Here is a 14,055-nt window from a genome sequence, read left to right as displayed (position 1 = left end):
AAGCCAGATTTCGTCTGGCCTATTGAGCTACTTTCAATATGGATAATTATCGTCGCAATATAAGAAAATAAAAATTGATGAATAATACTCTGGAGTTCCTCTTTTATGCCCAGTTCACGCTTACAACAACAATTCATTCGATTATGGCAACACCATCAAGGAAAAGAGGCTGAAACAACGTTACAAGAACTGGCAAATGTACTGCATTGTTCAAAACGCCATATCCGTTCACTGCTCAACAATATGCAGAAAGCTGGTTGGTTACAGTGGCAGGCTGAGTCCGGGAGAGGGAAACGTTCTCAACTGAATTTTTTACGTGATGGATGGGAATTTCAACAACAACGAGCTGAAGAGTTGCTTGAGCAACATAACGTTGAGAAGTTGGTCCAACTGGTTGGTGATAAAGATACAGTCCGTCATATGGTACTATCCCAGATTGAGCGCCGTTTCCGTCAGGGAAAAAACTTACTGCGGATACTCTATTATCGCCCTTTCCCTAATCTTCTACCCGGTTCACCTTTACGCCGCTCTGAAATTCATCTGGTCAGACAGATATTTAATAGCCTAACCCGCATAAATGAGGAAAATGGGGAACCAGAAGCTGACTTAGCTCATCATTGGCAACAATTATCCTCAAATCACTGGCGCTTCTATCTACGGCCGGCCATCCATTTTCACCACGGCAGAGAATTACAGATGGCGGATGTCATCGCTTCGCTACAAAGATTACGCAACCTGCCCCTTTTTTCTCATATTGAAAAAGTCACGACGCCCACACCCTATGTGATTGATATTTTTCTTTCAGAACCTGATCTCTGGCTCCCTTTATTAATCGGCAGCCCACATGCCATGATCTTGCCTCAAGAGTGGCAAAAGTTACCGAACTTCTCTCGTATGCCAGTGGGAACTGGCCCTTACCAGGTCATAAAAAACAGCGCTCAGAAACTACAAATTCGTGCCTTTGATAATTACTTTGGCTTTCGGGCACTGATTGATCAGGTGAATATATGGTTTCTACCAGAATTAGCGGAGAAACTGGTTTGTACAACTCTGCATCTGGAAAGTGACAGCACGGATAATAACTCGCTAGATAGCAGGATAGAAGAAGGCTGTTATTTCCTACTACACGACCATCGTTCAACTAAATGTAAGAGAGAAGACGTTCGCCAATGGCTATGCAGTCTGCTAACACCGATCAATCTGCTAGCGCATTGTGACCCCTTTTATCAACGTCACTGGTCACCCGCTTATGGTTTATTACTACGCTGGCATCACAGTAAGCTCATATCCGAATTGAACAAACCAGAGGATATTACCCATCTGACCGTCACGCTTTGTCATCAACATCACGAATACCACACAATCAGCCAGATCCTTCAAGCCATACTGACCAAGTGCGGCGTCGAATTGAAAATCAACATCGTGGATTATGACACATGGTTCAATGGTAACACCGAAAGTGACCTCTGGCTTGCTACTGCCAACTTTTATAATCCTCTGGAATTTTCGCTGTTCGCTACGCTGTACGAGATGCCATTATTGAAAAAGTGCCTTGGTAATGACTTAAGTAAAGAAGTATCACAATGGCGACGACAAGAGTTATCGCTTGAAGAGTGGTGCGAAAAAATAGTTGATGAACATTGGTTGCATCCACTGTTCCACCACTGGCTTGAGTTACAGGGACAGAGAAGTATGCGGGGAGTCAAAATGAACACCTTTGGTTGGTTTGATTTCAAATCTGCCTGGTTCAACCCATATGAAGGGTAATTCACAGAAAAAGCCAGAGTTATGAACATACACAGGTGTGCAAACTTGCTTTTATTCACTTTTTCTGTGGATATCTATGTGAAAAAGGCAGGGGTAATTCAGGTATAGCTTTATATTATGAATTATCAATCTATAGACAAAAAATGAAATAGTATTTATTTTTCATTGAAATAGCAGCTATTTATCTCGCTATTTCTAGCGTCAATCACAACTATAATGGACAACGTTAGTTGATGAGAACAAAAAACAATCAAACATTATGTTATCCACAGGTTATGCTTTTTAGTTAAGCAAAAAACAGTGGTTTTTGTAGAAAAAAGTGTTAGTCAAACCTGTAAATCAAACCAGTGATCTCATTTTTGTCTACTTATCCCATAAAACTGTGGATAACATGGTGTAAGATCCTGTTCATTATTACCAGCAATAGGTGAACAAGAACGGCAGTCAATTTTACAATATTTGAAACAGCAATAAAAAATGTTTGTATATCATGCTATTATCACTTTTTAGCTATTGTATGAACCTCAGATTTATTATTCACAGAAACTAAGGCTGTTTTTTGACCTAAAAAACGGATATCTCAAATGAACATACTGTTTTCCCCCCCACTTCCACCAGACAACGAGCAACAGTTGCTCGAATGCGCCCAACTTCTGGCTGGCTTATCAATGGGAGAACTCGCGGCAAAAGCAAATTTACCTATCCCACCCAATCTGAAACGAGATAAAGGCTGGGTAGGCATGTTGCTAGAATATTATCTGGGTGCAAGTGCCGGCAGCAAACCAGAGCAAGATTTCGAACATATCGGTATTGAGCTTAAAACCATCCCAGTAGACAGAAGAGGTTATCCATTAGAAACAACATTTGTCTGCGTTGCACCATTAACAGGGAACAGTGGTATTACCTGGGGAAGCTGTCATGTTAGACGCAAATTATCGCGAGTGCTGTGGATACCTGTTGAAGGTGAACGGGAAATCCCTCTAGCCAAACGCAGGGTTGGCTCTCCTTTATTGTGGAGTCCCAATCAAGAAGAAGAAGAGTTACTACGTCGCGACTGGGAAGAATTGATGGATTTCATCGTGCTTGGCAAAGTAGAGAGCGTTACCGCCCGTCATGGCGAAGTATTACAGTTGCGCCCAAAAGCGGCTAACAGCAAAGCATTAACCGAAGCAATCGGCGTACACGGCCAGCCTATTATGACTCTGCCTCGCGGGTTCTATCTAAGGAAAAATTTCACTGCTCCTCTACTGGCCCGTCATTTTTTGATTTAACGTTGAGCTCTGACTGATTTTTACATCGACATACTTACCTTACATCTAATCAGGCGTATAATTAGATTTTTACCTTAAGGTTTTAATAAGCAATGTTAGAATGGATTGTTGATCCCCACGCCTGGATGGCACTCGCCACCCTGACAATTCTAGAAATCGTTTTAGGGATTGATAACATTATCTTTTTGTCACTTGTTGTGGCAAAACTCCCTAACCATCAACAAAATAAAGCACGTAAGATCGGACTAATGGGAGCAATGCTAATGCGCTTAGCGCTGTTAGCCTCTATTGCCTGGGTTATTCGACTAACCTACCCGATATTGACAGTTTTTGAACATGACATTTCTGCCCGTGACTTAATCCTATTCTTTGGCGGTCTATTCCTGATCTGGAAAGCCAGCAAAGAAATCCACGAAGCGATCGAAGGTGACAATGAAGGGGAGCTAAAACGTCCTGTTCACTCCTTCCTGGGGGCCATTATCCAGATTATGTTGCTGGACATTATTTTCAGCCTGGATTCAGTCATCACCGCTGTTGGCCTGTCCGATCACCTATTCATTATGATGGCAGCCGTTATCATAGCCGTCTGTGTCATGATGCTCGCCGCTCGTCCTATCGGTGAATTCGTTGACCGTCACCCTTCCGTCAAAATGCTGGCGCTGTCGTTCTTAATCCTTGTAGGCTTTACCCTTATTCTGGAAAGCGTACAAGTGCATATACCTAAAGGTTACATCTATTTTGCCATGTTCTTCTCAATGGCAGTGGAAACACTGAATCTCATGCGTGGGAAAAAGAAAAGAAATTAGAAATAGCGCTAAATAACGCTAAAAAATATTCTTCTTTGATTTAAAAAGTATGCCATAGATGCCCAGTTCAGTACTGCGGCATCTCAATTCTATGCAGCAAAAAATTGCCGGTTATTTCGGCATTTTTTATACTTAGCTAACCTCATTTGTTTTCTTATCTTCGCTACGACTGACAATCTTGGCGCTCACTCGCTGACGATAAGTAAAATTGTGGCCCTCACCGCACGTGATCTCTGTTGCCGCCTGAATATCGCCGATATTTTCCAGCACAATACAATTCGTAAACTGGCTGAATATATTGAGAACAAAGCCGTCGCGACAGAACACGCCATTGCAATTGCAGAGGAACGACGCACATCGCTGAGTCCGCAACAGAACCTGCTGTGGTACCTGAGTGCGCTTAACCCCGATGATTGTAGCTACACCCTCCCGCTCGCCGTGGAAATTCGCGGCCATTTAGCACCGACCAACGTTTAAATACTCAGGCGCGTTCGTTTTCACCTTCTGGCAAGGCGAGTTGCCGTTCGCTACGAACGATACTCCCTGCCAGCATCAGTGCACAAATGCTGCTGATTGTCAGTACCACGCCAAGGCGTTGCGCTAACCCTGCCAGAACCAAGCCGCCCCCTAACATCAGGTAATACATCAAACCAAGGATCGCCCCCGCCGTTCCCATGCAATCTTTATAGTGCCGCAGGGCACGCGCCAGAATATTGGGAATGGCAATACCATATGCCATCACAACCAGCATCATTGGCAAGACAAACCATACCGTTTCTTCCAGCAAGAACACCAAGATACCGCCAGAAAGCAGTAGAACACACGCCAGTGTCAGCAACGCGGTAAATAACCAGTGCTTGGCGATCAGAAGCTTGTTAATGGCTGCTCCAAGGCCCACACCTGCTGCCAACACCAGCCCGGTATAGCCAAACCATTGCGCAGGAAGACCCAGTGTTTCAAAACGGAACGGTGCTAATTGGTAAAAACTGAACATGCAGATATTGAATAGAGCGACCAACAGCGCACTGTGCCAGATGTCACCATCTTTAGTCATACGCCCCAGAGTACCGAAGAAGGAGCTTTTCACGACCTCTTGCGGGCGAGTTTCTGGCAGTTGCCATGCAGCATAAGCCAGCAACGCCGCCGCTAATATTGCCAGACCGCTAAAGACACCCTGATAGCCCCAATAATGGGTCAGTAACGCACCGCTCAGCACGCCGATCGCCGGGCTAACCGCCATAGCTATCCCCATCACCGAAAACACCCGCGCCAATTCGTAGCCGCTGAACTGATCACGAATGACGGTCTGGGTGCCCACCGATCCCACCGCCGCACCAAAGGCTGCCAACACCCTCGCCACCAATAATATGGTAAAACTATCGCAGAAGACCGCTAAGATCGATGCCAACATATATAACGCGAGTCCGACAAGGATCGTAGGACGCCGTCCAATCACATCACACATCCGCCCCCACACCACAACACCGAAGGCAAAAGCAAAGAAGTAACAAGACAAAGTTTGCGCGGCCATTTCCGCGCTGACATGAAACCCTTCAGCAATATGAGTAAGCACTGGGCTGTAGATCGTTTCCACCACTTGGGGAAACATCATCATAGATGTTGCCAGTGTGAGGGTAAGTTTGCGTTGCATAGCAAGTCCTGTGACTGAAGGTAAAATAAGGACACCAAGGTATCATCCTCGCTCTGTTGTCTGCTACAATATAAAAGACAAAAAATTTACATAATCGGACAGAATATGACATGGCTTAACGCTCAGGATACCTTTGATCCAGATTCGTTCGACAATAGCGTATTGGGCATCGCAGCCGAATTGGCTCAGCATGACTCTGGCCCACACTGGCATAGGATGGGGCAATTACTGTTTAGTCAGCAAGGCTGCATGCGCATTATGCTCAACGAGAGCATCTGCATGCTCCCGCCGGGTCGTATCGCTTGGATTCCACCGCGGGTAGAGCATCGGGTGCAAGTCAGCGGTGTGGTAGGTTATCGCTCAGTGTATCTCGATCGTTCCCATTACCCTAGTCTGCCTGAATGCTTAGAAGTCCTGACGGCTTCACCTTTGCTACGCGAAGTGCTGGAGCGCATTGCCATCGCTGAGTTCGACACCAACTGGCAGCACGGTGCTACCGCTAATATTCTAGCGGTATGCCTGGATGAGATACAACTGGCACCACGCGAATTAACCCTGCTGCCCCTACCCAGTGACCGCCGCCTGAGAAATTTAGCCGATATGGTCACAGTACCGCCGCTGTACGAGCTGGCTAGTTATATCGGCGCATCGGAAAAAACCATTAGCCGCATCTTCCGGCGTGAAACTGGGCTGAACTATCAACAGTGGCGGCAACAATGGCGGCTAATCAAAGCAATTGAGCTACTAACAGAGGGATACGGCCAATCTGACGTCGCCAGTCAACTGGCTTTTTCCAGCGATAGCGCTTTCGCCACCTTTTTTAAAAATATGGTAGGCAGCCCTCCACGGGCATATATGGCAATGCGCAGCTAATTGTTTAATCTCAGATGGAAGGACTGACACTGATTTCAGCCAATAGTATTTTCTCTCAATATGACATCCGGTTAATTGATGCTCACATGTAAAAAATGACAAAGAGCCTCCAGAAAAGCATATAAAGGTTACATCAATCCAAATAACAGCCGAGTTTCAAGGGATAGCGCCACAACTCAGTACGAGCTTATTTCACTATCCCCTAAGACTATACTAAGACTACGTGCTCTTTAGCGCTTCTTAGATGCCTGTAAATAAAGCATCTCCAGTGCAATAGTCGCACCTGCCAGAGCCGTAATTTCAGACTGATCATAAGCTGGAGCAACTTCTACCACATCCATACCGACAATATTTAGCGGTTGCAAACCACGCAGCAATTTCAGTGCACGATCGGTTGTCAGGCCACCAATGACTGGCGTACCCGTACCCGGCGCAAAAGCTGGATCAAGACAATCGATATCGAAAGTCAGGTAAACCGGCATATCACCAACCGTCTCTTTTATCTGAGCAAGCAAATCATCCACACTACGGTCATTAACCTGATCAGCATCCAGCACCGTAAAACCATCGTCCCGTCCATGTTCAGTACGAATACCAATTTGTACTGAATGATGCGGATCGATCAACCCTTCATTTGGTGCGTGATAGAACATGGTACCGTGATCAAATTGGCTACCGTTTGGATAGGTGTCAGCATGAGCATCAAAATGAACCAGAGCCATTTTACCGAAATGTTTGGCATGAGCGCGCAACAAAGGCAAAGTAATAAAGTGGTCACCACCAAAAGAGAGCATACGCTTACCGGAAGCCAGCACTTTTTCAGCATGAGCTTGTAATTTATCACTCATATCCTGAGCATCACCAAAGTTGAAGACCACATCACCGCAATCTACAACTTTAAGACAATTGCGTAGCTTAAAATCCCACGGCCAACGGCGGCTTTCCCATGCCAAGTTAGTAGAAGCCTGACGAATGGCCGCAGGCCCGTGGCGACTACCTGCACGACCTGATGTTGCTATGTCAAATGGTACGCCAGTAATTACCCACTCTGCATCGCTGGAATATGGCTGGAAATTCAGCGGAAAGCGCAGGAAACCGAAGGCATTAGAAACCAGAGAGTCATCTTGTTGGTTGCCCAAGGTACTTATTGTCATGAGATATATCCTCAAAAGTTTCCCGACAGAACAAAGCTATTTAATTCCAGGATGCCCATGCCATGACGAAATGGGATATTTCTGAGATAACCCTATTTCTCTGCATCTCCGCATCTGGTTTATATTAAATAACGTTATCTGTATACAGGAGGCTTAATTAACACCAGAAGATTATTCATCTTCCAGATATGTGTAGCCATAAAGACCACTTTCAAATTCCAGTAAAAATTGCTCTTGCAAGCCTGTATCCAAATCCGTGCCTTTTACTTGATCACGGAAGCGAGCCATCAGTACATTAGGGTCCAGTTTCACATATTGCAGCATATCCGCGACTGAATCCCCCTCTTCACTTTGGTTATAGGTCACTTCGCCATTATCGAATACATAAACATCAATAGCCGCTGTATCGCCAAACAGGTTATGCATATTGCCAAGAATTTCCTGATATGCTCCCACCATAAAGAAACCAATCATTGGCGGGCAATCAGGATCATAAGCGGGCATCGGCATGGTCGCGGCTACACCATCACCATCCACATAATGATCAACAATACCATCGGAGTCACAGGTGATATCTAACAATACCGCACGGCGATCCAACGGCTTATCCAGTCCCTCAATGGGTAACACAGGAAATAACTGATCGATACCCCATGCATCAGGCAGAGACTGGAACAGTGAGAAATTCACATAGAATTTGTCTGCCATACGCTCTTGCAACTCATCAATAATTGGCCGGTGAGCACGGTTGCTTGGATCAAGATCCTGTTGAATACGGCGACAGATATTCAGATATAACTCTTCCGCCCACGCCCGTTCTGTCAAATCCAGCATGCCATGAGCATATTGTGTATGAACATCATGCAGATCGAGCTGACCATCATGCAGCGATTCACGTAAAGAGCGTCTATTTCCTTCTGAATGCATCTCCTGCCATGTTTCCCACAAACTGGTGAGCGGGCGGGAAGCATCTTCTGCCGGTGGTGTCGTCTGCGTAAATTCATTACGCTCAACCCCGATAACATTAGAGACCAAGACAGTATGGTGAGCGGTCAGGGCACGACCGGATTCCGTGATAACCGTAGGATGGGGTAAACCATGTTCATCACAAGCATCACCAATACCCCAGATGACATTGTTGGCATATTCATTCAACCCATAGTTCACAGAACAATCAGATTGAGAACGGGTCCCTTCATAATCGACCCCCAGTCCACCACCAACATCAAAACATTGAATATTTACCCCGAGTTTATGTAACTCGACATAAAAACGCGCTGACTCACGGACACCTGTTGCAATATCACGGATATTCGCCAACTGTGAGCCAAGGTGAAAATGCAACAATTGCAGACTATCAAGTCGATCCACTGCGCGCAAAATCTCAACCAATTGCAATACCTGAGTTGCCGCCAGCCCAAACTTCGATTTTTCACCGCCACTGGCTTGCCATTTACCTGAACCCTGAGATGCCAAACGTGCACGGACTCCCAAACGCGGGATCACATTCAATCGTTCAGCTTCTTCCAATACTTGGGCAATCTCAGACATCTTTTCGATCACCAAATAAACCTTGTGACCTAACTTCTCACCTATTAGCGCCAGACGAATGTATTCACGATCTTTATATCCATTACACACGATGACGGTACGAGTCATACCCGCATGGGCCAGCACTGCCATTAATTCCGCTTTAGAGCCAGCCTCAAGCCCTAAAGGTTCACCGGAACTGGCCAGTGATTCAATAACGCGGCGTTGTTGGTTAACTTTAATGGGATAAACTAAAAAGTAATCGCCTTTATAACCATATAACTCTCTGGCACGTTTAAATGCAGCATTGATTGAACGCAAACGATGTTGCAGGATTTGAGGGAAACAAAATAGCGCCGGCAAACGCAAATGTTTCTGCTCCTGCTGAACTTTTTTCACCAATTCCGCAAGATCAATTTTTGCCCCCGGCAAATCAGGATTTGGACACACACTAACATTGCCAAGATCATTGACGTAGTAGTAACTCCCTCCCCAATATGCAATATTGTAAGTCTGTTGCATTTTACGAGCGATATTATCATTCATGGCAGTCTCCTTAAGGGAGTTAGAGTTTTTCGCCTTCGCCTGTAATTAATAAATAACCCAAAACACCATAATCTCGCGTGTTGAGAAATATCAGGGAACAGCATGCTCTCAGGTTGTAAAAAGCGTTTAGTTACTACTAAACAACGACAAAATTACCGAGTGACAATACGACTGTCCGACATATCCGGCCTGTTTGCTGACAACAGATAACATCGAATTAAAGACATATTGAAAAGAAAGGAAAAAGACGCGGATACATCCGACGACAAGTGTGGCTGTTGGCCATTAGCAATCAGCAGATAATGGTTCATTACCCCATTCACCCCCACACATGACTCATATCTAAGGAGCCATTTTCTCGATTGAGAAACAGAAGCTAGTTAGCTTTCTGCGAGTCTGTAGCAAAAATAGTTCAACTACGGCCGCAGTTTATACTCGCAATCACATAAAATTGCAAAATGAAATTGAACAAAACTGACATACAAACCAAGAAATTATTCATTCACCCAATGAAAATTACTCGCTGAACTAAAAAAATCTAGCACATGGATAAGAATTACCCTAAAATAGCCATCTAGATGTTAATCCATCCATTTCCAAACTGAAATTATATTTTAAGGTAACGTTATATAATGACCACATACCTTTTCACTTCCGAATCTGTTTCCGAAGGGCATCCTGATAAAATTGCAGACCAAATATCTGATGCCGTTCTTGATGCTATTCTAGAACAAGATCCAAAAGCACGAGTTGCCTGCGAAACCTATGTTAAAACCGGCATGGTCATGGTTGGTGGTGAAATTACTACCAGCGCTTGGGTTGATATTGAAGAAATTACGCGACAAACAGTTCGAGAGATTGGTTATGTTAATTCTGAAATGGGTTTTGATGCAAACTCATGTGCAGTATTAAGTGCCATTGGTAAACAATCACCGGATATTAACCAAGGTGTTGACCGTGAAGATCCCCTGCAACAAGGTGCTGGTGACCAAGGGCTAATGTTTGGTTATGCAACCAACGAAACTGATGTACTCATGCCTGCGCCTATCACCTATGCACACCGTCTGGTTCAGCGTCAAGCTGAAGTTCGGAAAAATGGTGTACTGCCGTGGTTACGCCCCGATGCTAAAAGCCAAGTCACTTTCCAATACAATAACGACAAAATTGTCGGCGTTGACGCGGTTGTACTTTCCACACAGCATGCTGAAAATATTAGTCAGAAAGATCTGCAAGAAGCGGTCATGGAAGAGATCATCAAGCCGGTACTGCCTGCTGAATGGTTAAATCCAACAACCAAATATTTCATTAATCCAACCGGTCGTTTTGTCATTGGCGGCCCAATGGGTGACTGTGGTCTGACTGGTCGTAAAATCATCGTAGATACTTACGGTGGCATGGCACGTCATGGTGGCGGAGCATTCTCCGGTAAAGATCCATCCAAAGTCGACCGTTCAGCGGCTTATGCTGCACGCTATGTGGCAAAAAATATTGTCGCGGCGGGTCTGGCTGATCGTTGCGAAATTCAAGTTTCTTACGCTATCGGCGTTGCAGAACCCACTTCCATCATGGTGGAAACATTCGGCACTGAAAAAGTTTCAACAGCAACTTTGACTCTACTGGTACGTGAATTCTTTGATTTACGTCCTCATGGTTTGATTCAGATGCTGGATCTATTGCACCCAATCTATCGTGATACTGCCGCTTATGGTCATTTTGGTCGTCCACAGTTCCCGTGGGAAGCCACTGATAAAGCAGAAGCACTGCGTGATGCTGCGGGTCTAAAGCTATCAGCGATGAATATGTAAAAATATATACCCTATGGATTTCAAGATGGATCGCGACGGCAAGGGAGTGAATCCCCGGGAGCATAGATAACTATGTGACCGGGGTGAGCGAATGCAGCCAACAAAGAGGCAACTTGAAAGATAACGGGTATAAAAACAAAAAGCCCGGTTTAGATAACTGAACTCGGCTTTTTTAGCATTAGCTGACAATTGAAGAATCCCTAACAATATTATTATCAGCTTGTTTCAGGATTTCTAATAAAATTCACTGATCCTTGCCTATTTACTTTCAATACATGAAATTAGTTAACGTTCCAATTTCTCTACAACAAGCCATTATGAATATTTTGCAGCAAAAACTGCAACAAGCAAACTTATATCTCAACCGTGATTTTCCTGAACCTACAATAAACTACCGCCAGAGGGGAACTACTGCGGGCAGTGCCTATATAAAAAATTGGGAAATCCGCCTTAATCCAGTATTATTGATTGAAAATCAACAAACTTTTATTAATGAAGTTGTGCCTCACGAATTAGCTCATCTATTGGTTTATCGCTACTTTGGGAAAGTGCCCCCACATGGAAAACAGTGGCGTTGGATGATGGAAAAAGTACTGAACGTTCCAGCTAGCCGTACACACAAATTTAAAGTCGACTCAGTACGTAGTCAAACTTTTACTTATTACTGTAGTTGCCAACAACATGAACTAACCCTACGACGCCATAATAAAATTCTGCGAGAAGAAAGTCATTATATCTGTCAAAAATGCGGAGAAAAGCTTATTGTTAAATCAATTGACTCTTTCAATCCTAATTTATAAAGATTTATAATAATAAAAATATGATTTAATTACCCCACTGTCTGAATATAAATCACACTAATAATATTGAACCAACATCTTATTATATCAAAAAATTCTTATAAAGATTCTCATTTTAAAAAAGCAAGAAGTTTTTTAAGTAAAATTAAAATCTCCAGATAAGAAAATTAAGCAATAATTAATTTTAAAGTTAATCCTGTTAAGGTTCTGTATTACCATCAGGTTAAAAAACTGAGTCTAAGATAAACCACAAAAATAATGGATCATATCTATCTCAAATAGTCCAGATACAAGCCTTGTATAGGGAAGAAAGGGATAACATTTATACCCGTCATCTTTCAAGTTGCCTCTTTGTTGGCTGCACTCACTCACCCCGGTCACATAGTTTGCTATGCTCCCGGGGATTCTCTCCCTTGCCGTCGCGATCCATCTTGAAATCCATTGGGTATAGAGTGAACATCTATCTGATAGGAATCAATTAACCACCTTTTACATCTTAAAATATATTAATATTTATTTAATGATGAAATTATTTCCGGAAGTCTATAAAACCTTTGAATTATCCCCTTCCCCGGCCTTGATAATCTCGGTATAATATTCAACTAATTGTTTAGCTGTAAAGAAAGAATTAGGCGCCAAAATCATTACTCCATTATAGCCACTATTAACAACTGAACTACAAATTCCTTTCACTTTAGATAAAGAGGTGAATTCTGGAGAGATGCAAAAAACAAATTTTCCTTTTTCATTCCATAACCAACATATTTATCCAATTTACTAACACTACCAATATAATTCATCTCATAACCTTCATCCAAGAAATCTGCTACATTTTCTTGACCATAACACTGTTACCCTTTTTTCCACACGCTTACGAATCAGGTAGAAATTAAATAGTCTGGACCCAGAAAAATACAGGACTCAGACCTTAATGAACGCGTGATTTAAATTATCTAATTTTTGAGAACAATTCACAAGGCTAGGATAGTTTTGACTGTCATATTTTTTAAATAAATATTAGTTACAAAAAATTTACCTGCTCTTGTTTCTTGCTGAATATTGTTTGCAAAATAGTTTAATTTTAATCATTACTTTATATACCCAATGGATTTCAAGATGCATCGCGACGGCAAGGGAGTGAATCCCCGGGAGCATAGATAACTATGTGACCGGGGTGAGCGAGTGCAGCCAACAAAGAGGCAACTTGAAAGATGACGGGTATAAATGTTCTTTTAATCGTAATATATATAATAAAATAAGGTATCCATATATATGTATAAAACACAGTTCTAAAAAGCAAGAAAAGATAATTATAATCCAGTTTTATTTTATATACATAATGAGCCAATGTTAAATCGGTTATTACAAATAATGAAGTAAAAACCAAAAGGATAATATAAAATAAAGGTATTCTTTTTTCTAAAGAAAAGAACAGATGTATAAAGTGCAACTCCAAAAATAAAGTGCACATCCCTTTTATCAATGACAAATAGTTTTGCCTTAACCTCAGCATCTCCTCCTGTCTGACAGTTGGATACCGGGCAAAGCCAGCTTGACGTGACCCCTAATCACGACACAGCACACGGTATTTGACGCCTGATCCTGCGTCATTATGAATAAATTTAAACGTTACCCCACTGGTTTTGCGAAGACTGATAATTGATGACATGAACGGCCTATCGGCCTGATGAGAAACCTAAAGGTTAAGATGGCTTATTAAAAGCCGAGTGGTTTTTTAGGAACATCAGGCGCGGGCATCCTTGCCTATAGTGACGCCGGATAGATTTAAGCATAAGCAAGCCCCAAATTCATCAAAATGCGTGTTGCAACAACGAGGGTGACCATAGATTTA

Annotated in this window: 11 protein-coding genes; 7 read left to right on the top strand and 4 right to left on the bottom strand. The window is 43.1% G+C overall.

All coding sequences use genetic code 11. The annotated features are described in order from the left end of the window. Positions 1–105 precede the first annotated feature (105 nt). The 4 genes from sgrR (at position 106) to LG003_RS23505 (ending at position 4,321) form a co-directional block, all read left to right on the top strand. On the top strand, positions 106–1,767 hold the full coding sequence (sgrR, locus tag LG003_RS14510) for an HTH-type transcriptional regulator SgrR (RefSeq protein ID WP_112878567.1): 1,662 nt from the start codon (positions 106–108) through the stop codon (positions 1,765–1,767). Between the two features lie 584 nt (positions 1,768–2,351). Next, entirely contained in the window at positions 2,352–3,038 is a 687-nt protein-coding gene (gene mutH / locus LG003_RS14505) for a DNA mismatch repair endonuclease MutH (protein WP_262981030.1), read from the top strand. Positions 3,039–3,130: 92 nt separating this feature from the next. Further along, complete coding sequence (locus LG003_RS14500; RefSeq protein WP_112878569.1) at positions 3,131–3,844, top strand: TerC family protein; 714 nt, start codon at positions 3,131–3,133, stop codon at positions 3,842–3,844. Between the two features lie 210 nt (positions 3,845–4,054). Further along, the gene (locus tag LG003_RS23505; RefSeq protein WP_158537788.1) at positions 4,055–4,321 is read left to right on the top strand and encodes a hypothetical protein; all 267 of its coding nucleotides are present in this window, start codon (positions 4,055–4,057) and stop codon (positions 4,319–4,321) included. A 4-nt stretch (positions 4,322–4,325) separates the two neighbouring features. Here LG003_RS23505 and LG003_RS14490 read toward each other — a convergent pair whose 3' ends face one another. Continuing rightward, complete coding sequence (locus tag LG003_RS14490; protein WP_262981028.1) at positions 4,326–5,495, bottom strand: MFS transporter; 1,170 nt, start codon at positions 5,493–5,495, stop codon at positions 4,326–4,328. 105 nt (positions 5,496–5,600) lie between these two features. Between LG003_RS14490 and LG003_RS14485 the strand changes: the two genes are divergently transcribed. Beyond that, positions 5,601–6,368, top strand: a complete 768-nt coding sequence (locus tag LG003_RS14485; protein WP_262981027.1) for an AraC family transcriptional regulator — start codon at positions 5,601–5,603, stop codon at positions 6,366–6,368. 230 nt (positions 6,369–6,598) lie between these two features. Here LG003_RS14485 and speB read toward each other — a convergent pair whose 3' ends face one another. Then, positions 6,599–7,522 carry an agmatinase gene (gene speB, locus LG003_RS14480; protein ID WP_112878573.1) on the bottom strand — a complete coding sequence of 308 codons (924 nt, stop codon included), beginning with the start codon at positions 7,520–7,522 and terminating at the stop codon, positions 6,599–6,601. 171 nt (positions 7,523–7,693) lie between these two features. Then, a complete protein-coding gene (speA, locus tag LG003_RS14475; protein WP_112878574.1) occupies positions 7,694–9,598 on the bottom strand; it encodes a biosynthetic arginine decarboxylase in 1,905 nt (634 codons plus the stop codon). Positions 9,599–10,230: 632 nt separating this feature from the next. Here speA and metK point away from each other — a divergent pair. Both metK and LG003_RS14465 read left to right on the top strand, forming a co-directional pair. Next, a complete protein-coding gene (gene metK / locus LG003_RS14470) occupies positions 10,231–11,403 on the top strand; it encodes a methionine adenosyltransferase (protein ID WP_011147846.1) in 1,173 nt (390 codons plus the stop codon). Between the two features lie 275 nt (positions 11,404–11,678). After that, positions 11,679–12,203: a SprT family zinc-dependent metalloprotease gene (locus LG003_RS14465; RefSeq protein WP_262981026.1), complete on the top strand. Its 525-nt coding sequence runs from the start codon at positions 11,679–11,681 to the stop codon at positions 12,201–12,203. Between the two features lie 1,111 nt (positions 12,204–13,314). Here the strand turns inward: LG003_RS14465 and LG003_RS14460 are convergent. After that, a complete protein-coding gene (locus tag LG003_RS14460; protein WP_262981025.1) occupies positions 13,315–13,716 on the bottom strand; it encodes a DUF2569 domain-containing protein in 402 nt (133 codons plus the stop codon). Positions 13,717–14,055 lie beyond the last annotated feature (339 nt).

Origin of the sequence: Photorhabdus kleinii, from assembly GCF_025384885.1 — a bacterium.
Classification (GTDB): domain Bacteria; phylum Pseudomonadota; class Gammaproteobacteria; order Enterobacterales; family Enterobacteriaceae; genus Photorhabdus; species Photorhabdus kayaii.
Note: the sequence above shows the minus strand (reverse complement) of the source record. Positions and strands in the feature narration are given on the sequence as shown.